At 64.1% G+C, this 19734-nt stretch carries 23 protein-coding genes; 8 read left to right on the top strand and 15 right to left on the bottom strand.

Annotated features, from left to right (window positions below):
• Positions 1-2: 2 nt before the first annotated feature.
• The 11 genes from JQ566_RS11610 to urtA form a co-directional block, all read right to left on the bottom strand.
• Positions 3-302, bottom strand: coding sequence for a putative quinol monooxygenase (locus JQ566_RS11610; protein ID WP_018318764.1), 300 nt, complete (start codon positions 300-302; stop codon positions 3-5).
• Positions 303-443: 141 nt separating this feature from the next.
• On the bottom strand, positions 444-2159 hold the full coding sequence (ureC, locus tag JQ566_RS11605; protein ID WP_212372364.1) for an urease subunit alpha: 1716 nt from the start codon (positions 2157-2159) through the stop codon (positions 444-446).
• A gap of 34 nt (positions 2160-2193) precedes the next feature.
• The gene (locus JQ566_RS11600; RefSeq protein ID WP_212372363.1) at positions 2194-2733 is read right to left on the bottom strand and encodes an HD domain-containing protein; all 540 of its coding nucleotides are present in this window, start codon (positions 2731-2733) and stop codon (positions 2194-2196) included.
• 139 nt (positions 2734-2872) lie between these two features.
• On the bottom strand, positions 2873-3178 hold the full coding sequence (locus JQ566_RS11595; RefSeq protein ID WP_026202067.1) for an urease subunit beta: 306 nt from the start codon (positions 3176-3178) through the stop codon (positions 2873-2875).
• Positions 3179-3187: 9 nt separating this feature from the next.
• Positions 3188-3490 carry an urease subunit gamma gene (locus tag JQ566_RS11590; RefSeq protein ID WP_007605424.1) on the bottom strand — a complete coding sequence of 101 codons (303 nt, stop codon included), beginning with the start codon at positions 3488-3490 and terminating at the stop codon, positions 3188-3190.
• A gap of 37 nt (positions 3491-3527) precedes the next feature.
• On the bottom strand, positions 3528-4358 hold the full coding sequence (locus tag JQ566_RS11585; RefSeq protein ID WP_212372362.1) for an urease accessory protein UreD: 831 nt from the start codon (positions 4356-4358) through the stop codon (positions 3528-3530).
• A gap of 36 nt (positions 4359-4394) precedes the next feature.
• Positions 4395-5090 (bottom strand): urea ABC transporter ATP-binding subunit UrtE, encoded by a 696-nt coding sequence (gene urtE / locus JQ566_RS11580; protein ID WP_212372361.1) that lies wholly within the window; start codon positions 5088-5090, stop codon positions 4395-4397.
• Between the two features lie 103 nt (positions 5091-5193).
• Complete coding sequence (gene urtD, locus JQ566_RS11575) at positions 5194-5955, bottom strand: urea ABC transporter ATP-binding protein UrtD (RefSeq protein ID WP_212372360.1); 762 nt, start codon at positions 5953-5955, stop codon at positions 5194-5196.
• A gap of 6 nt (positions 5956-5961) precedes the next feature.
• Positions 5962-7128 carry an urea ABC transporter permease subunit UrtC gene (urtC, locus tag JQ566_RS11570; protein WP_212372359.1) on the bottom strand — a complete coding sequence of 389 codons (1167 nt, stop codon included), beginning with the start codon at positions 7126-7128 and terminating at the stop codon, positions 5962-5964.
• Positions 7125-8732 (bottom strand): urea ABC transporter permease subunit UrtB, encoded by a 1608-nt coding sequence (gene urtB / locus JQ566_RS11565; protein WP_212372358.1) that lies wholly within the window; start codon positions 8730-8732, stop codon positions 7125-7127. Before urtB ends, urtC begins: the two co-directional genes overlap by 4 nt.
• 84 nt (positions 8733-8816) lie before the next feature.
• Positions 8817-10145: an urea ABC transporter substrate-binding protein gene (gene urtA / locus JQ566_RS11560; RefSeq protein ID WP_212372357.1), complete on the bottom strand. Its 1329-nt coding sequence runs from the start codon at positions 10143-10145 to the stop codon at positions 8817-8819.
• Positions 10146-10668: 523 nt separating this feature from the next.
• Here urtA and JQ566_RS11555 point away from each other — a divergent pair.
• From JQ566_RS11555 to JQ566_RS11545, 3 genes are all read left to right on the top strand, one after another.
• Positions 10669-12210 carry a DEAD/DEAH box helicase gene (locus JQ566_RS11555; protein WP_212372356.1) on the top strand — a complete coding sequence of 514 codons (1542 nt, stop codon included), beginning with the start codon at positions 10669-10671 and terminating at the stop codon, positions 12208-12210.
• A gap of 23 nt (positions 12211-12233) precedes the next feature.
• Positions 12234-12521: a translation initiation factor IF-1 gene (gene infA, locus JQ566_RS11550; protein ID WP_212372355.1), complete on the top strand. Its 288-nt coding sequence runs from the start codon at positions 12234-12236 to the stop codon at positions 12519-12521.
• A 258-nt stretch (positions 12522-12779) separates the two neighbouring features.
• Complete coding sequence (locus JQ566_RS11545; protein WP_212372354.1) at positions 12780-12992, top strand: cold-shock protein; 213 nt, start codon at positions 12780-12782, stop codon at positions 12990-12992.
• A gap of 101 nt (positions 12993-13093) precedes the next feature.
• Here JQ566_RS11545 and JQ566_RS11540 read toward each other — a convergent pair whose 3' ends face one another.
• The 4 genes from JQ566_RS11540 to JQ566_RS11525 form a co-directional block, all read right to left on the bottom strand.
• On the bottom strand, positions 13094-13708 hold the full coding sequence (locus tag JQ566_RS11540) for a TadE/TadG family type IV pilus assembly protein (protein WP_249139384.1): 615 nt from the start codon (positions 13706-13708) through the stop codon (positions 13094-13096).
• 23 nt (positions 13709-13731) lie between these two features.
• Positions 13732-14313, bottom strand: coding sequence for a TadE/TadG family type IV pilus assembly protein (locus JQ566_RS11535; RefSeq protein WP_212372352.1), 582 nt, complete (start codon positions 14311-14313; stop codon positions 13732-13734).
• Between the two features lie 222 nt (positions 14314-14535).
• The gene (locus JQ566_RS11530; protein WP_212372351.1) at positions 14536-15033 is read right to left on the bottom strand and encodes a pilus assembly protein N-terminal domain-containing protein; all 498 of its coding nucleotides are present in this window, start codon (positions 15031-15033) and stop codon (positions 14536-14538) included.
• Positions 15034-15188: 155 nt separating this feature from the next.
• Positions 15189-16016 (bottom strand): sterol desaturase family protein, encoded by an 828-nt coding sequence (locus JQ566_RS11525; RefSeq protein WP_212372350.1) that lies wholly within the window; start codon positions 16014-16016, stop codon positions 15189-15191.
• Positions 16017-16284: 268 nt separating this feature from the next.
• On the opposite strand from JQ566_RS11525, the gene JQ566_RS11520 reads away from it, so the two are divergent.
• The 5 genes from JQ566_RS11520 to JQ566_RS11500 all read left to right on the top strand — a co-directional run bounded on the left by JQ566_RS11520 (position 16285) and on the right by JQ566_RS11500 (position 19725).
• Positions 16285-16449 carry a Flp family type IVb pilin gene (locus JQ566_RS11520; protein WP_212372349.1) on the top strand — a complete coding sequence of 55 codons (165 nt, stop codon included), beginning with the start codon at positions 16285-16287 and terminating at the stop codon, positions 16447-16449.
• Between the two features lie 76 nt (positions 16450-16525).
• Positions 16526-16666, top strand: coding sequence for a hypothetical protein (locus JQ566_RS11515; RefSeq protein ID WP_212372645.1), 141 nt, complete (start codon positions 16526-16528; stop codon positions 16664-16666).
• A 120-nt stretch (positions 16667-16786) separates the two neighbouring features.
• Positions 16787-17311 (top strand): A24 family peptidase, encoded by a 525-nt coding sequence (locus JQ566_RS11510; RefSeq protein ID WP_212372348.1) that lies wholly within the window; start codon positions 16787-16789, stop codon positions 17309-17311.
• A gap of 129 nt (positions 17312-17440) precedes the next feature.
• Complete coding sequence (gene cpaB, locus JQ566_RS11505; protein WP_212372347.1) at positions 17441-18238, top strand: Flp pilus assembly protein CpaB; 798 nt, start codon at positions 17441-17443, stop codon at positions 18236-18238.
• Positions 18235-19725, top strand: coding sequence for a type II and III secretion system protein family protein (locus JQ566_RS11500; RefSeq protein ID WP_212372346.1), 1491 nt, complete (start codon positions 18235-18237; stop codon positions 19723-19725). Before cpaB ends, JQ566_RS11500 begins: the two co-directional genes overlap by 4 nt.
• Positions 19726-19734: the final 9 nt, after the last annotated feature.

The raw sequence follows: 19734 nt of genomic DNA, 5'->3' as shown, positions 1-19734 counted from the left end.
CGTTACCGTGTCTCGACCTTCTCGGGCGTGATCACCTCGATTTTCGGCGGTGCCGTGAAGCACTTCACCGCGACGCGGCCGAACGTCTTCATGTGCTCCATGCCACGATGCGGCACCAGCGCCTCGGCATTCTCCCACTGCTCGACGAACACCATCTTGGCGGGATCGGTGACGCTTTCGTGCAGATCATAGGCGATGTTGCCGGGCTCCTTCCGCGTCTCCTTGATGCAGGCGGTGGCGGCCGCGATGAATTCGGCGCGTGTCTCGGGCTTGATGGTCAGGGTGGCAACGACGTAGATCACGAGAAATCCTCCCGGCTTTTCTTCTAAGGGTTACGATACCGGGCGGGACATTAGACCAGCCGGGACCGAACGCAAAACCGAAAAGCCGTCCCCGGACACGCGGTGGGACTTTCCTCCTTGGACATGCGTCGAGGCGCTATTTCAGTACATGAAATATCGCTGCGCCATCGGCAGCACCTCGGCGGGCGCGCAGGTCAACAGCTCGCCATCGGCGCGAACCTCGTAGGTCTCCGGATCGACCTCGATATTGGGCGTGGCGTCGTTGTGGATCATGCTCTTCTTGGAGATCTTGCCGCGGGTGTTCTGGACCGCATAGAGCTTCTTCTCGATGCCGAGCTTTCGCGCCAGGCCGCCGGTGACTGCGGCCTTCGAGGTGAAGACGACCGAGGACGCGGTGCGCGCCTTGCCGAACGCGCCGAACATCGGCTGGTAGTGCACCGGTTGCGGCGTCGGGATCGAGGCGTTGGGATCGCCCATGGGCGCTGCGACGATGGTGCCGCCCTTGACGATGCAGTCCGGCTTGACGCCGAAGAAGGCCGGCGACCACAGCACGAGATCGGCGAGCTTGCCCTTCTCGACCGAGCCGATCAGCTTCGACACGCCGTGCGCGATCGCGGGGTTGATGGTGTATTTGGCGATGTAGCGCTTGACGCGGAAATTGTCGTTGTCCTTGCCCTTGTCCTGCGGCAGGGACCCGCGCTGCTTCTTCATCTTGTCGGCGGTCTGCCAGGTCCGGATGATGACCTCGCCGAGGCGGCCCATGGCCTGGGAGTCCGAGGACATCATCGAGAGCGCGCCGAGGTCGTGCAGGATGTCTTCGGCCGCGATCGTCTCCTTGCGGATGCGGCTCTCGGCGAACGCCAGGTCTTCGGCGATGGAGGGATCGAGGTGGTGGCACACCATCAGCATGTCCAGATGCTCGTCGATGGTGTTGCGGGTGAAGGGCCGCGTCGGATTGGTCGAGGACGGCAGCACGTTCTTCAGGCCGGCGACCTTTATGATATCGGGGGCGTGGCCGCCGCCGGCGCCTTCGGTGTGGAAGGCATGGATGGTGCGGCCCTTGAACGCCTTGATGGTGTCCTCGACGAACCCGGATTCGTTCAGCGTGTCGGAGTGGATCATCACCTGGATGTCGTGATCGTCGGCGACCGACAGGCAGTTGTCGATCGCGGCCGGCGTGGTGCCCCAATCCTCGTGCAGCTTCAGCGCGCAGGCGCCGGCCTTGATCATCTCGACCAACGCGGCGGGCCGCGAGGCGTTACCCTTGCCGGAGATGCCGAGATTGACCGGGAAGGCATCGAACGACTGGATCATCCGCCCCATGTGCCACGGTCCCGGCGTGCAGGTGGTGGCGAAGGTGCCGTGCGACGGGCCTGTGCCGCCGCCCAGCATCGAGGTGACGCCTGACATCAGCGCGTGCTCGATCTGCTGCGGGCAGATGAAATGAATGTGGCTGTCGAAGCCGCCGGCGGTGAGGATTTTTCCTTCGCCCGCGATGACGTCGGTGCCGGGACCGATGATGATGGTGACGCCGGGCTGGATGTCGGGATTGCCGGCCTTGCCGATCGCCGAAATCATGCCGTCCTTGATGGCGACGTCGGCCTTCACGATACCCCAGTGATCGACGATCAGCGCGTTGGTGATGACGGTGTCGGCCGCGCCCTGCCTGTTGGTGACCTGCGACTGCCCCATACCGTCGCGGATCACCTTGCCGCCGCCGAACTTCACCTCCTCGCCGTAAGTGGTGAAATCCTTCTCGACCTCGATGATGAGGTCTGTGTCGGCCAGCCGCACCTTGTCGCCGGTGGTCGGGCCGAACATGTCGGCATAGACGGAACGTTTTATTTTGACGGACATCACAAGCCCCGTTTGCGATTGAATGTTTGGCTATTCACAGCAAGGCTCTCGCTGCTTTCACGGCATCATCGAATTTCTCGTCGAGCCACGCATTGCCGCCGCGGCAACCCGCCGCGACCTGCGTGGCCCAGTCGCTGTAGTCGGCGAGGTCGTCGCGCTCTTCAGCGGTCGGATCGGTTTGGATGCGCGCGCCGATGTTGCTGATCTTGTCGGCGATCTTGATCAGCTTGGCGCCGGGCGATTTGTGCGGAGCGTCCTCGATCTGCTTCTGCCGTCGCTTTGCCATGGGCAGGCTCATGTCGTCGGTGCATTCGACGACGAGGGACGCAACACGCTCGGAGAATGTCTGCGCGAGCTCCTCGCGCGTGGTGTCGGTGTCCTCGATCGCATCGTGCAGCCAGCCGGCCGCGACCAGCTCGGCATCGGCGCCATCGGTCGCGGTCGCAAGCAGATTCGCGACCTCGGCAAGGTGATTGATATAGGGTTCATTGCCGCGCCCCTTGCGCGCCATGCCGTTGTGGCGGTGAGCGGCGAGCTCGGCAGCTTCTGAGACGAGGCGGATTGGGGACAGCATGCTTGTCACTCCTCCCGACCGTTGAGTACACAGCGAACATGCCACATCACTCCCGTCGGAGTGCCCAGCATACCCCTCTCCCCAACCCTCCCCCGCAAGGGGGGAGGGAGCCTGACCAGCGTGCTCACCTCACATCGGATCACAGCTTCCCCATGACGTCGCCGCGGAAGCCGTAAATCGTCTTCTTCCCCGCCATCGCGACGAGCTGGACGTCGCGGGTCTGGCCGGGCTCGAAGCGGACGGCGGTGCCGGCGGCGATGTCGAGGCGCATGCCGCGAGCCTTCTTGCGATCGAACTTCAGGGCCGGGTTGGTCTCGAAGAAATGGTAGTGCGAGCCGACCTGGATCGGGCGGTCGCCGGTATTGGCGACCGTCAGAGTCACGGTCTTGCGGCCGGCATTGAGCTCGATCTCGCCGTCCTGGATGAAGAGTTCGCCGGGGATCATACTCTGCTCCTACCTGATCGGCTCGTGCACGGTGACGAGCTTGGTGCCGTCCGGAAAGGTCGCCTCGACCTGGATGTCGTGGATCATCTCGGGAATGCCCGGCATCACCTGGTCGCGGGTGAGGACCTGTGCGCCCGACTGCATCAGCTCGGCGACGGTGCGGCCGTCGCGAGCGCCTTCGAGGATGAAATCGGAGATGATCGCGATCGCCTCGGGATGGTTGAGCTTGACGCCGCGGTCCAGCCGGCGGCGGGCCACGATCGCCGCCATCGAGATCAGAAGCTTGTCCTTTTCGCGGGGAGACAGGTTCATGAAGAATCTCTTCCGTTCAACACGTCAATTCAGCCACTCAATTCAGCCAGAGCCGCGGCAAGGCGGCACCCGTGCGCGCCAGCACGGCCATCATATCGGCGCGCAAGCGCGCCGCATCTTGGGCACAGAACCGCGCCATTGCAAAGCCATTCCATGCCGAGATTCCGACCTCGCCGGAGAAAGACTCCGACGCCTCCCGGATGCGCTCGATCAGTGCCTCATCGCCGGGCACGATCAGGGCCGTGCCGATCGCCGCACCACCTTTGGCGACCGCGGATCGCGCAAGCTTGGCGCCGATATCGCCGTCGAGCCGGACGGTTTCTGCGAACACCAGCTTGCCGCCGCGGCGCATCCGCCAACGGTCCACGAATTCGCCCTGCTCCATCCGCTCGCCCATGGCGGTACGGCCGAATACGACAATCTCACAAAGCAGAAGCGAGGCCGTCTCGTCGAGCGCGATGTCGAAGCGGCGCTGCACGCGGGCGCGGTCGAACAGTATCGTCTCCTGCGGAAGCCAGGACAAATGCGCGCCTGCGCCGACGTTCAGGGCGACATTGAGCCGCGCCGGCGGGCCCGGCGTGCGATAGACCTTTTCGGCAGCCGCCGTGGTCAGTGTCAATCGCGCGCTATCCGCCGCCGATATCTCGATGTCGAAACGATCTCCGCCGGCGACTCCGCCGGCCGTGTTCACGAACACGCCAGACAGGCCCTGATCTTCGGGCGACGGAAAGCGAACACGGAGCGAGCCGGATTCATGCAAGGCCCCGCGCCGCGTCACGCCGTCGCGCGCATGCACGTCGAAGCGCACCGCGCCGCGAGCGCGGTTCGCCTCGAATACCGTGGACGTGGCTGACAGTTCGCTGCGCATCCGTCTCCCCAGCCGGTCGCGGCAGGATTTTCCCGCTTACAGCGCCATCTGGCGGCTGATTTCGCCGGGATCGAGATTGGCGCGGTCGCAGGTGAATTTCACTGCGCCGCGATCCATCACCGCGAAACTGTCGCCGAGTTCGCAGGCAAAGTCGAGATATTGTTCGACCAGCACGATGGCGATGTTGCCGAGATTGCGCAGGTAAGAGATGGCGCGGCCGATGTCCTTGATGATCGAGGGCTGGATGCCCTCGGTCGGCTCGTCGAGCAGGAGCAGCTTTGGCCGCATCACCAGCGCGCGGCCGATCGCGAGCTGCTGCTGCTGGCCGCCGGAGAGGTCGCCGCCGCGCCGGCCGAGCATGGATTGCAGCACCGGAAACAGCGAGAACACGTCGTCCGGAATGTGCTTGTCCTCGCGCTTGAGCGGACCGAAGCCGGTCTTGAGGTTCTCCTCGACCGTCAGCAGCGGAAAGATCTCGCGGCCCTGCGGCACGAAGCCGATGCCCTTGCGCGCGCGCTCATAGGGCTTCAGGCCCGTGATGTCATTGCCGTCGAGCACGATCGCGCCCGAGGAGATCGGATATTGCCCGACCATCGCGCGGAGCAGCGAGGTCTTGCCGACACCGTTGCGCCCGAGCACGCAGGTCACCTTGCCCGGCTCTGCCGAGATCGAGACGCCGCGTAGTGCTTGGGCAGCACCATAGTAGAGATTGATATCTTTCACTTCCAGCATCTTCGGTGCCTCTTGGCGAATGGCGCGTGGCGAGTGGCGAATGGAGATGACAGAGTCACCTTTTCCTATTCGCTACTCCCTATTCGCCATTCGCGCTTCCCAGCTATCTACCCAAATACACTTCGATGACCCGCTCGTTGGACGAGACCTGGTCGATGGTCCCTTCCGCGAGCACCGTGCCTTCGTGCAGGCAGGTGACCTTGACGCCGAGCTCGCGCACGAAGGTCATGTCGTGCTCGACCACCATGACCGTGTGGGTCTTGTTGATCTCCTTCAGCAGCTCCGCGGTGAGATGCGTCTCGACGTCGGTCATGCCGGCAACGGGCTCGTCGACCAGCAGCAGCTTCGGATCCTGCGCCAGCAGCATGCCGATCTCGAGCCACTGCTTCTGGCCGTGGCTGAGGCTGCCGGCGAGGCGGTTGCGGGCCTCGGTGAGACGGATCGTCTCCAGCACCTTGTCGATGCGCTCGGACTCGGCCTTGCTGCCGCGCCAGAACAGCGTGGCCTTGACGCTGTGATCGACATTGAGCGCCAGCAGCAAATTGTCCTGCACGGTCTGGCTCTCGAACACGGTCGGCTTCTGGAATTTGCGGCCGATGCCGAGCTCGGCGATGCGGGTCTCGTCGAGCCGCGTCAGGTCAGTGACGCCGTCGAACAGCACCGTGCCCTCGTCGGGTTTGGTCTTGCCGGTGATGATGTCCATCATCGTGGTCTTGCCGGCGCCGTTCGGGCCGATGATGGCGCGCATCTCGCCGGGCTCGAGCGTCAGCGACAGATTGTTGATGGCGTGGAAGCCGTCGAAGGAGACGTGCACGCCGTCGAGATAGAGCATCGCGGAGGTCGCGCGGGTGTCCATGACGTTCATGACCGCTTACTCCGCCATCTTGGGTTCGGTGACGCCATCTTCGGCCGCGGCGCTCACGGAGGTCGCGGCGCGTTTTTCCTTCGACTGGGCCCACCAGGCGTTGAAGGTGCCGACGATGCCCTTCGGCAGCAGCAGCGTCACCAGGATGAACAATGCGCCCAGCATGAACAGCCAGTACGGTGCCAGCACGCCCGAGGTGAAGAACGTTTTGGCGTAGTTGACGACGACGGCGCCGAGCGCGGCGCCGACCAGCGTGCCGCGGCCGCCGACCGCGACCCAGATCACCGCCTCGATCGAATTGCCCGGCGCGAACTCGCTCGGATTGATGATGCCGACCTGCGGCACGTAGAGCGCGCCGGCGACGCCGGCCATGCAGGCCGACACCGTGAACACGAACAGCTTGTAGGATTCGACGCGGTAGCCGAGGAAACGCGTGCGCGATTCCGCGTCACGCACGGCGATCAGCACCTTGCCGAGCTTGGAGGAGACGATGGCGCGGCAGATCAGGAAGCCCACGATCAGCGCCAGGCAACTCAGCGCGAACAGCGCGGCACGCGTCCCCTCCGCCTGCACGTTGAAGCCGAGGATGTCCTTGAAGTCGGTCAGGCCGTTATTGCCGCCGAAGCCGAAATCGTTGCGGAAGAAGGCGAGCAGCAGCGCGTAGGTCATGGCCTGCGTGATGATCGACAGATACACGCCGGTGACGCGGGAGCGGAAGGCGAGCCAGCCGAAGCAGAAGGCGAGCAGGCCGGGCACGAACAACACCATCAGCGCTGCGAACCAGAACATGTCGAAGCCGTACCAGTACCAGGGCAGCTTCTGCCAGTTCAGGAACACCATGAAGTCAGGCAGGATCGGATTGCCATAGACGCCGCGGGTGCCGATCTGCCGCATCAGATACATGCCCATGGCGTAGCCGCCGAGCGCGAAGAAGGCGCCGTGGCCGAGCGAGAGGATGCCGCAATAGCCCCAGATCAGGTCGATCGCGAGCGCCAGGATCGCGTAGCAGACATATTTGCCCCAGAGCGCAACGAGATAGGTCGGCACCTGCAGGAACGAGTCCGCGGGCAGCAGCAGGTTGGAGAGCGGGATGAGGATGCCGCAGGCCGCGACGATCGCGAGGAAGATCGTCGCGCCGCGGTCCAGCGATCGCGTCAGCATGTGAGGGGTCATGCTTCCACCGCACGGCCCTTGAGCGCGAACAGGCCGCGCGGCCGCTTTTGAATGAACAGGATGATGAGAACGAGGATCGCGATCTTGCCGAGCACGGCGCCGGCGACCGGCTCCAGGAATTTGTTGGCGATGCCGAGCGTGAAGGCGCCGACCAGGGTGCCCCAGAGATTGCCGACCCCGCCGAACACCACGACCATGAAGCTGTCGATGATGTAGCTCTGGCCGAGATTGGGGCTGACATTGTCGATCTGCGACAGCGCCACGCCGGCGATGCCGGCAATGCCCGAGCCGAGGCCGAAGGTGAGCGCGTCGACGCGCGAGGTGGCGATGCCCATCGAGGCCGCCATGCGGCGGTTCTGCGTCACCGCGCGCATCTCCAGCCCCAGCGCGGTATAGCGCAGCATCGCGAGCAGGATCGCGAACACCGCGAGCGTGAAGCAGAGGATCCAGAGCCGGTTATAGGTGATGGTGATCTGGCCGAGCTCGAACGCGCCGCTCATCCAGGAGGGGTTGCCGACCTCGCGGTTGGTCGGGCCGAACATGGTGCGCACCGCCTGCTGCAGCACCAGCGACAGGCCCCAGGTCGCCAGCAGCGTCTCCAGCGGCCGGCCGTAGAGGAAACGGATGATGCTGCGCTCGATCAGCACGCCGATCGCGCCGGCGACGACGAAGGCGAGCGGCACGGCGATCAGCAGCGAGTAGTCGAACAGGCCGGGATAGCGAGTGCGGATCACCTCCTGCACCACGAAGGTGGTGTAGGCCCCCAACATCACCATTTCGCCATGGGCCATGTTGATGACGCCCATCACGCCGAAAGTGATGGCGAGCCCGATCGCGGCGAGCAGCAGCACCGAGCCGAGCGAGAGGCCGTACCAGGCGTTTTGCACCGTGGACCAGACCGCGAGCGAAGACTGGATCGAACTGATGGCGCTGGCTGCGGCCTTGGTCACCGAGTCCGGCTGGTCACCCATGCCGGTGAGCAGCGCCAGCGCGTCCTGGTCGCCGCGCGCCTTAAGGGTTGCGACCGCCTCGAGCTTCTCGACCTCCGTGGCATCGGACTTGAACAGCAGGATCGCCGCGCGGGCTTCACCGAGCGCCGTCTTGACCGACTTGTTGCTTTCCTTGGCGAGCGCGGCATCGACGGCCTCGAGCGCGGTTTCTTCGTGCGACTTGAAGACGGACTGCGCGGCCTGCAGCCGCGTTCCAACGTCCGGCGACTGCAGCGTCAGGCTGCCGAGCGCGGCATCGACGCTGCGACGCAGGCGGTTGTTGAGGCGAACCGCGCTCGCACTGTCGGGAACGCTGGCGACGGCCTCGCCAGTCGCAGCGTCGATCGACTTGCCGTCGGCGCCGGTGACGTAAACCTTCTTGCTATCGGGATCGGCCATGAGGCGGCCGTCCTGAAGTGCGCTGATGATGGGGAAAGCCAGCTTGTTGCCGCTGCCCGCGACCACTCCGATCGCCTCTTCCGTGTCGGAAAAATCGTCATTGGCGAATTTGGCGACCGCATCCTCGAACGGACCGGCGAAGGCCGGCAGCGCGAACGCGATCAGGAACAGCGAGAGTGCAAGCGAGCAGAGACGGGCAGACAAATGGGCTGGCACGGTGAATGACCCCGGCAGAAATGAGTGGAGAAGGCGGCGGGATCGCCGCCTTCCCCGATCGTGCAATGGAGCGTCAGATCGGGATCAGGAGCCCGAACCGAGGCACTTGTTGGTCTTGGTGTTGAAGTTGCCGCACTTCTTGCCGACCCAGTCGCCGATCAGGTCCTTGGAGCCGTCGAGCTCCTTCGACCAGGCATCGCCCGCGACGAGGCCGGGAGTCTTCCAGACCACGTCGAACTGGCCGTTGCCCTTGATCTCGCCGATGAACACCGGCTTGGTGATGTGGTGGTTCGGCAGCATCTTCGACACGCCACCGGTCAGGTTCGGCGCCTCGATGCCGGGCAGCGCGTCGATCACCTTGTCCGGATCGGTCGACTTCACCTTCTCGACCGCTTTCACCCACATGGCGAAGCCGATCACGTGCGCTTCCATGGGGTCATTGGTCACGCGCTTCGGGTTCTTGGTGTAGGCCTGCCAGTCCTTGATGAACTTCTCGTTCGATCCGTCCTTTGTCTTGATCGACTGGAAGTAGTTCCAGGCGGCGAGATGGCCGACCAGCGGCTTGGTGTCGATGCCGGCGAGCTCTTCCTCACCCACCGAGAACGCCACGACCGGGATGTCCTTGGCCTTGATGCCCTGGTTGCCGAGCTCCTTGTAGAAGGGAACGTTGGCGTCGCCGTTGATGGTCGAGACCACCGCGGTCTTCTTGCCGGCGGAGCCGAACTTCTTGATGTCCGCCACGATCGTCTGCCAGTCGGAGTGACCGAAGGGCGTGTAGTTGATCATGATGTCTTCCTGGGCGACACCCTTCGACTTCAAATAGGCTTCCAGGATCTTGTTGGTGGTGCGCGGATAGACGTAGTCGGTGCCCGCAAGCACCCAGCGCTTCACCTTCTCTTCCTTCATCAGATAGTCGACCGCGGGGATCGCCTGCTGGTTCGGCGCCGCACCCGTGTAGAACACGTTGCGCTCGCTCTCCTCGCCCTCGTACTGCACGGGGTAGAACAGGATGTTGTTGAGCTCCTTGAACACCGGGAGCACCGACTTGCGCGACACCGAGGTCCAGCAGCCGAACACGACCGAGACCTTGTCCTTGGTGATCAGCTCGCGCGCCTTTTCGGCGAACAACGGCCAGTTCGACGCGGGGTCGACGACGACGGCTTCCAGCTTCTTGCCGAGCACGCCGCCCTTCTTGTTCTGCTCGTCGATCAGGAAGAGGATGGTGTCCTTCAGCGTGGTTTCGCTGATCGCCATGGTGCCGGACAGGGAGTGGAGCACACCGACCTTGATGGTGTCGTCCGCGGCCTTCGCGCCAGTCAATGAAGCCAGACCAAGCACCAGTCCGGCGGTCGCGGCGAGCACGCCGCGGCGGCTAAATGACGCCGCTATATCGTGAGTGGATTTGCTAAACATGAGTGTCTCATCTCCCTGACGCAGACGTGAAAATGCTGCGAAACGGCCCCACGGCCGCCTGCGATTAACGGAATCGCAAGAACCATGCCATGGACTGGGCACCTATCAACTCATTGACTTCACTAACATAATTGTCAGAAATCGAAGTTTAGCCGCAGGCAAACCGCTCAAATTATAGGCGACCTAAATGTATGCGAAAGCGGCAGGCAGATCATTCTCTGAGCATATTGCCAGATCTGGCTAAATTTCCGGCATCACTATTTCTGCACCGCAATCGCTATTTCGGGCAGAGCTTGCCTTGAAAGCGCCCCCTCGATGTTCCATATGAACGGCCGAGACCTCTTGCGAATCAAGGGGTCGTTGCGAGCCGCGTGTTCTTAAGCCCTCTACGGGCGTCTGGCTTGCCCCATATCTCCCAAGCCCATCCGACACCCCAAACACGCAGGTGTCTTCTCGACACCCTTTTGCGCGCGCCGCGCTGAATGCGCCGGGCGCCCGCTTTTGACATGGAAAGAACCCTCTTTTGACTTCGTTTCAGGACTTCGGCCTCGCCGAACCCATCGCGCGCGCTCTTCGTGAAGAGAACTACGTCACCCCCACCCCGATCCAGGCCCAGACCATCCCGCTGGCGCTGACCGGCCGCGACGTCGTCGGCATCGCCCAGACCGGCACCGGCAAGACCGCTTCCTTCGCGCTGCCGATCCTGCATCGCCTGCTTGAGAACCGCATCAAGCCGCAGCCCAAGACTGCGCGCGTCCTGGTGCTGTCGCCGACCCGCGAGCTGTCCGGCCAGATCCTCGACAGCTTCAACGCCTACGGCCGCCACATCCGCCTGTCCTCGACCCTGGCCATCGGCGGCGTTCCGATGGGCCGCCAGGTCCGCGCCCTGATGCAGGGCGTCGAGGTTCTGGTCGCCACTCCCGGCCGCCTGCTCGACCTCGTGCAGAGCAACGGGCTGAAGCTTGGAAGCGTCGAGTTCCTCGTGCTCGACGAGGCCGACCGCATGCTCGACATGGGCTTCATCAACGATATCCGCAAAATCGTCGCCAAGCTGCCGATCAAGCGGCAGACGCTGTTCTTCTCGGCCACCATGCCGAAGGACATCGCCGAGCTCGCCGATTCCATGCTGCGCGATCCCGCCCGCGTCGCGGTGACCCCGGTGTCCTCGACCGCCGAGCGGATCAACCAGCGCATCCTTCAGGTCGACTTCACGGCCAAGCCCGCCTTCCTGACCAAGCTGCTGCAGGACGAGGCGATCAACCGCGCGCTGGTCTTCACCCGCACCAAGCACGGCGCCGACAAGGTGGTGAAGACGCTGGCCAAGGCCGGCATCGCCGCCAACGCCATCCACGGCAACAAATCGCAGAACCACCGCGAGCGCACGCTCGCCCAGTTCCGCTCGGGCGAGATCCGCACCCTGGTCGCCACCGACATCGCCGCCCGCGGCATCGACGTCGACGGCATCAGCCACGTGATCAATTTCGACCTGCCCAACGTGCCGGAAACCTACGTCCACCGCATCGGCCGCACCGCGCGCGCCGGGGCCGATGGAACCGCGATCTCGCTGGTCGCGGGCGGCGAGGAGCTCAGCTATCTCCGCGACATCGAGCGGCTGATCCGCGTGGCGCTGCCGCGGGAGGACCACCGCACCGACGCCGGCCGCCGCGATGCCGGGCCCGCCCCGTCGCAGCAACGACAGGGCCGGCCGGGCGGCCGCCCAGGCCAGCGCCCGCAAGGCGCACGGCATGGCGACGGGCGGCGTGCCGACGAACGGCATGCCGACGGGCGCCACCACAGTGCCGGCAAGCAAGGCGACGGCAGGCACGGTGAAGGCCGGCACGCCGAGGCCAGGCATGCTGACGGACGGCCCGGCAGTGGCCCGAATGCCTCCAAGGGTTCTCGCCGCCGCCGCTCCGGTGGTAAGATGCATTCATCGCCGGTCGACCGTCCGGAACAGCGTTCCGCGCATGGCGCCGGGACGCCCGATGGGATACAAGGCGTTGCCTTTTTGCGCCGCGAGAGTCGGCCAAACAGCCAACCGAACCGCAAACCCTATTCGCACTAGCCGTCCACGACCTGGAGAAATTCATGGCTAAGGAAGAGCTGATCCAGTTCGAAGGACTGGTCACCGAAATCCTCCCCGACGCCCGCTACCGCGTGCAGCTCGACGCCGGACACGAGATCGTTGCCTATACCGCCGGCAAGATGAAGAAGAACCGCATCAAGACGCTCGCGGGCGACCGCGTGACGGTGGAGATGTCGCCCTATGACCTCGAGAAGGGCCGGCTGATTTTCCGCCACAAGGACGAACGTCCCAGCTCGGCGGGCGGACCGCCCCGTCCCGGACAGCGCGGCGGCCAGTTCCGCCGCCGCTAGTCGGCGGGGGCGCGAGATAAAATTCCAAATTATATTTTGATCCGCCGTTGATTCACGGCGGATCAAAAAATCGTGCACGCCCGGATTGTTTCGGACCCGTGTTTTCGATAAAATCAATTAATCGATTTTCGGCCGGACGACATTAGCATCCACCGGTACAGCCGGTTCAGACACGCTGACGACCCTTCCAGAAATTCGATCTAACCTGCCCGCGCGAGCGGGCTCCGACACTATGTTATCTGAGAAGGGACTACCCCCGTGAGCATGGGAACCGTGAAGTGGTTTAACGCAACCAAGGGCTTCGGCTTCATCCAACCCGACGATGGCGGCCAGGACGTCTTCGTGCACATAAGCGCCGTCGAGCGCGCCGGCCTCGGCACGCTGCGCGAAGGCCAGAAGATCTCCTACGAGATCGTGGCCGACCGCCGCTCCGGCAAGTCGGCGGCGGACAACCTCCGCGCTGCGAGCTGAGCCCGCCGGGCCCTTGGCCCGATCGGCGCGAGCGAGGCAAAGCAAACAAAAGGCCGTGCGTCATGCACGGCCTTTTTCATTTCAGGGACGGCTCGTAAACCTCAACACGTCGACGGTACGCCGTTGTAGGGCACGCAGGTGACCTGGCGCGGCCGCGTGTAGGAGAGATCGCTCAGCGTTATGCTCGACTTCAGCACGTAGCCGATGGTCGGGGTGTAAGTGTAGTTGGCTTCGCTCAGTATGAGATAGCTCGACGGGATCAACAGCGTCGGGGGAATCATCGCGGTGACCTTTTCGCCGGCGTTCCGAGCCGAGGTCGCCAGCGTGGCTTGCGTCGCGCCGCTCGCGATGGTGCCGGCCTTGCTCCACTGGACCGTGGCAATGCTGTCGGCATCGATGTAGATCTGGGTGATCGCGCCCTTCACGAGCGTAGCGTCGTAAGGCATGATGACCGAGATGCTTGCCGTGAACGCATCCTTCATGCCCGCATCGTCGAGCTTCGTCGACTGTGACGTCAAATCGGACAGTGTCCGCGCGATCAACGTGACTTTGCGGTCGATCGCCACGGCAGACGAAAATTCGACGGTGCCGAAGAACATCACCAGCATCAACGGTACGATGACCGCAAATTCGGTCGCCGCCAGCGCGCGCTTGTCGGCGACGAAGCCGCGCACCGAGCAACGTGCATTACTCCAGATATTCGCAATCGCCCGCATCGGTCCGCTCAGATCCATCTGCCTCAGAAGGGTTCGTTCTTGAAGGCCGCTGTCGCCACCATCAGGCGCTTGTTGTTGCACCCCATGTTGTAGCCGAGGCCGGTGACGATGAGCGGCCACTGATAGAACAGGCGCACCACGACGACCTGGCCGGAGGTCCCGGCACTGTACTGCATGCCGGTCGGGTTGAAATTGCAGGAATTGCCATAGCTTGTGAGGCTGAGCGTCCCGAAGGAGCTGGTGCTGACAACGTCGACGTAAAGCTTGCTGCAATCGAACAGCGCCGGGATCTTGGTGCAGACATAGGCCTTGAACGTCGTCTGATCACATGCAGAGACCGTGTTGGGTGCGGTCTGACAGGCCGCCAACGAGCCGCCCTGTGCCTGCGCCTGGCCGGTCAGAATCGCACGCGCGGAGTCCTGCGCAATGGTCTCGAGCACCTGGCTCGAGAAGAACATCAGCGCCGTCTCGATGATCGCGAACAGCAGCCCGAAGAACATCGGTGCGACCAGCGCAAACTCGACGGCTGCGGAGCCGCGGCGGTTGCCGCGAAACCGGACCAGCGCTTTCCGGAGCGTGAACCTCGTAGGTGCAGGCGATGGCATCTCGTCAAATTCCCCAGCAACGGGCGATCATCTGCCCGTTCAATAGCGGAAACTGATTGTCTAAGTGTTCCAGGCGATCCGCGTCCGGCGGACCGCGCCGTTAGGAATGCGTTAACCAGATGCGCCCCGAAGCACACGGAGACACGGCGCGCGCGGAGAGACGCCGCCCTCGAATCCGCAAGCAGCCTGGCGGGACGCTGTGCCGGCAGACCCGCCGGTCGGCTAGTTGGATTTCGCGGCCGCACCGCCACCGCCGCTGGCACTGCTGCTCAGCGAGCCGGCCTGGCTCATCGTGTTGTTGAAGTAGGTATCGCTGTCGCCGAGCGTCACGCGACGCTGGCAAAGCGGTACGCAGCTGTAGGACTCGCGCTCGATCCCGCGATAGACGGTGACGAGCCGGTCGCTGGGGCCTTCAACCTGGATCTGGCGGTCGACCAGAATCTCGCCGCCCCGGTCGAGCGCGATGAAGTTGGTGGCCCCATAGCCCTTCCCGGTCACGACGATCATGCCGCCCGGCTGGAGCGTGACGTCGGCGATCAGGGGATTGCCGACCACGATGGTCGCGACCTTGCCGGGCAGCCGGACCAGCTTGGCCTGGTCGACGTTGACGGCGATGATGTCGGCGGTGGGCTCGGCAAGGCCAGCCGCCGGCCATGCCAGCACCGCGGCGGCAACCAGAAGACAGACGCGCGCATGACGGCGCAGCAATTCTTTACGCATACTCTTACCCCCGGGACGTCACAAACCGGCAGAAGCGACTCGACACGGCGGAGCCGGTGCCCGACCCGGCTAGCCTGCCTTTAATTCGTGAACGTTCCGCAAACTCGCCGACTATTGTTTGAACGGACTGGCATTTGCGGGTCTCGCTACCCCTCCTAGTGGCGGAACGGATAGGCGAGCTGGCCCCCGATCTCCTTCGGCATGGCCGCTTCGTCCTTGCCGTAATCCTGCGGCAGCCTCCCCTCCGGCATGCGGAAGGTGCCGAACAGCACGTCCCAGATCGGAAACGTCCCGGCGAAATTGGTGTCGCCGCCCTCTTCGAGCGAAGTGTGGTGCCAACGATGGAATACCGGCGTCGCCAGCACGTATTTGAACGGTCCGAAGGTCCAGTTCAGGTTGGCGTGCACGAAGGCCGAATGAAAGGTGGTGAACGGGCCGACCCAGATCATGATGTTCGGGGAGATACCGGCCATCAGCAGCACGACGTCGACGCTGATCGTCCCGAGCAAGAGATTGACGGGATGGAAACGGGCCGCGGAGATCCACCCGATCTCCTCCGACGAATGATGGATGGCATGGTACTTCCAGAAGCCGCCGTCGTGGAAAAGCCGGTGCAGCCAGTACAGCATGAAATCGGATAGCACCAGGAACAGCAGGCCCTGCACCCACAGCGGCAGCTGCGCCAGCGGACCATGGCCATTGTCGTAGAAGGCGATGAGTTCGTCGGCGTCGTGGATGTTGAAGACGGCGCCGGCGCCGACGATCAGAAGTCCGATCCGCATGGTGCGGGCGAACACCGGCACGAAGAACCAGTAGCAGATGTCGGTGACGATCTCCCGCTTGCGCCACCACGGCGCGCCGGGATTGCAGGCCCAGAAATGCTCCAGCACGGTGAAGACGGCTGCGAGCACGAAGGTGACGGGGATCACCTTCACGATGGTCTCGCCGAGCATCAGGGCGACTTGCATGGGCAGGCTCGGCATCGTCGCCTCTCTTGCTAATTCCAGCGGTGCTTAGGCCTACTCCGCGAAATTTAAGGGAGGGTGAAGCAGGCGCCACGCTGCCGATGCAGCCGGAACCGGAATGAATTGCAGCTGCCGTCTTAAGGCGAAATTCACTCTGGGTAAAAGCATCGCGCCGAACGTGGGTTTACCCGATCGGATTAACTCTACCGAAAGAGCTCGGCTCTCATGGTCATCGCGTCAAAGACAGCGCCGAACGAGGCGATCCCACCCAGATGGAGTTTTGTTCATGAAGAACTTGATTGCGCGCTTCGCGAAGGATGAATCCGGCGCCACCGCCATCGAATACGGTCTGATCGCCGCCGGCATCGCGCTGGCTATCATCACCGTCGTCAACAATCTCGGCACCAACCTGAACGCCAAGTTCTCCTCGATCAGCTCGTCGCTGAAGTAAGCGACCGACGAACGACGGCAAAAGCCCCGGATCTCCGGGGCCTTTGTTTTTGTGAAGACGGCGAGTTCCAGTGGCGTTGCACAAGTTCAGAACCGATACCGCGGTCGCGGCGCACGAGGCAGAGGCGGCGCAAGCCGGCTCGCCGGCCTATTGGATCTGCCTTGCGCTGCTGCTTGCGACGGTCGCACTCGCCGCGCGCATTGCCAGCTTCTGGTGAAGGCGCATTCGGCGGCCTCGGCCGCGCGCCCCTGCCGCCGTTGTCGGTTTGTTTAGCACTGCGCTCTAGCATCCGGCGACGCCAGCTCCCGCGGCAAACCCAGGCCTCAAGACGCAGCCCATGATCCTCGACCTTGCGCGCCTTCTGCTCTTCCCGGCCATGATGGCATTCGCCGCCGCGAGCGATCTCTTCACGATGACGATCTCGAACCGCGTGTCGCTGGCGCTGGTGGCAGGCTTCTTCGTGCTCGCCCTCGCCGGTGGCATGGCACCTTACGAGATGCTGGGTCATGTCGGCGCCGGTGCGCTCCTCCTGGTCGTGGCCTTCACCTGCTTCGCGATGGGCTGGGTGGGCGGCGGCGACGCCAAGGTCGCGGCGTCCGTCGCGCTCTGGTTCGGCTTTGCGCATCTGATGAACTTCCTGCTCTACGCCTCGCTGTTCGGCGGCGCGCTGACGCTGCTCCTGCTCCAGTTCCGGCAATGGCCGCTGCCCTACGGGCTGGCGGGTCAGGCCTGGCTCGCACGGCTGCACGCCAAGGAGAGCGGCATTCCCTACGGCATCGCGCTCGCGCTGAGCGCGTTGATGGTCTACCCGGAGACCGAATGGGTGAAGGCGATCGACCTCGCTCACCTCGCACTGCGCTGAACGCACTGGGTAAACCCGGCGTTAAGGCGATTTAGATACGCCTCATTAACCATGCCTTGACGAATAGCTGGTCAACTGCCGATCACGGCGGCGGCAGCGTCGCGGCGTATTGTTGGAAAGTTGAAGCGTATGAATAGGGCACGCATTGTCGTCCTGACGGTCGCCATCTGCGCCGGCGGCATCGCCGCGTACCTGGCGAGCGGCACCGACAATTCTGCGCCGCCTCCGCTTCCGGTCGCCCAGCTGCCGACCGTCGACGTCCTCGTGGCCAAGAACGACATCGGCCTCGGCCAGACCGTGAAGCCGGAAGACGTGCAATGGCAGACCTGGCCGGCCGCAACCGCCAGCGCCACCTTCATCCGCCGCAACGAGCGCCCCGACGGTGCGACCCAGGTGGCCGGCTCGATCGCGCGGGCTCCGTTCATTCAGGGTGAGCCGATCCGCGACCAGAAGCTGGTCAAGGTCGAGGGCTCCGGCTTCATGGCGGCAATCCTGCCCACCGGCATGCGGGCGATCTCGACCGAGATCTCGCCGGAGACCGGCGCAGGCGGCTTCATCCTGCCCAACGATCGCGTCGACGTCCTGCTCACGCGCCGGTTGAAGAACCCGGACCAGAGCAGCGGCGCCCCCGACGTCGTCACCTCCGAGATCATCCTGGCCAATATCCGTGTCCTCGCCATCGACCAGGCGCCCAAGGAGAAGGACGGCCAGAACGCGGTGATCGGCAAGACCGTCACCCTCGAGCTCAGTCCCGCGCAGACCGCAACGCTCTCCGCGGCGCGGCAGAGCGGCACGCTGTCGCTGGCGCTGCGCAGTATCGTCGACGTCAAGATGAGCGAAATCACGCTCGATGACTCCGCGCAGAAGCGAGAGGGTGTTTCGATCATTCGCTATGGCATTCCAAGTCAGACGGCTAAGGCACGATGAAGACAGTCGATATCAAATGCAGGGCAGGTTCGGCGACGATGCGAACTTCACTGGTCCGTGCCCTGTCGTTTTCGGCCGCCCTCGCGCTGGCGCTCAACCCGGCGATCGCCCCGGTGGTCGCTGCCGATTACCGCCCGGTGGCTCCGGCCGCTGCGGACGGCCAGATCAGCGCGCGCTTCCTCTCGCTCGGCGTCGGCAAATCCATCGTGATCGACCTGCCGCGCGACATCAAGGACGTGCTGGTCGCCGATCCCAAGATCGCCAATGCGGTGGTCCGCTCGGCGCAGCGCGCCTATATCATCGGCGCCGCGGTCGGCCAGACCAACATCGTGTTCTTCGATTCCGCCGGTCAGCAGATTGCGGCCTATGACATCGCGGTCAAGCGCGACCTCAACGGCGTACGGGCCGCGCTGAAGCAGGTCCTGCCCAATTCCGACATCCAGATCGACGGCCTCGGCGATGGCATCGTCCTGACCGGCACGGCCGCCAACCCGATGGAGGCGCAGCAGGCCAACGATCTCGCCGCGCGCCTGGCCGGCGGCGCCGACAAGGTGGTGAACTCGATCGTGGTGCGCGGCCGCGACCAGATCATGCTCAAGGTGACGGTGGCGGAAGTCCAGCGCAGCATCATCAAGCAGCTCGGCATCGACCTGACCGCCAACCTCAACTACGGCACGTCGGTGGTGAGCTTCACCAATTCGAACCCGTTCACGGCACTCGGCAAGAACCTCGTGGACGGCAACAACCTGACCACGAAGTTCGGCGCCGCGCCGTCGGTGCAGGCCACCCTGCGCGCGATGGAAACCGCTGGCGTGATCCGCACGCTGGCCGAACCGAACCTGACCGCGATCTCCGGCGAATCGGCGACGTTCATCGCCGGCGGTGAATTCCCGGTTCCGGCAGGCTATGCGTGCGACCCCACCACGCATGTCTGCACCACCCAGATCAGCTTCAAGAAGTTCGGCATCTCGCTGAACTTCACCCCCGTCGTACTGAGCGAGGGCAAGATCAGCCTGCGGGTGATGACCGAGGTTTCCGAGCTGTCGAACGAGAATGCGATCACTCTGTCGCAGGCGGTGACCTCGAACACGGTGAACTCGCTGACGGTGCCCTCGATCAGGACCCGCCGCGCCGAGACCTCGCTGGAAATTCCCTCCGGCGGCGCGATGGCGATGGCCGGCCTGATCCAGCAGCAGACCAAGCAGGCGGTCAGCGGATTGCCGGGACTGATGCAGCTGCCGATCCTGGGCACGCTGTTCCGCAGCCGCGACTTCGTCAACAACGCGACCGAGCTGGTCGTGATCGTGACGCCCTATGTCGTTCGCGCGGTGGCACCGAAGGATCTGTCGCGGCCGGATGACGGCTTCGCACCGCCTGCGGATCCGCAGGCCCAGCTCATCGGCAATATCAACCGGCTCTACGGCGTGCCCGGACGGACCGAACCGGCCAAGAACTACCGCGGCACCTACGGCTTCATCACCGACTGAGGCGGAACG

The sequence above is a fragment of the Bradyrhizobium sp. SZCCT0231 genome (genome assembly GCF_018130245.1).
Classification (GTDB): Bacteria; Pseudomonadota; Alphaproteobacteria; order Rhizobiales; family Xanthobacteraceae; genus Bradyrhizobium; species Bradyrhizobium japonicum_F.
Note: the sequence above shows the minus strand (reverse complement) of the source record. Positions and strands in the feature narration are given on the sequence as shown.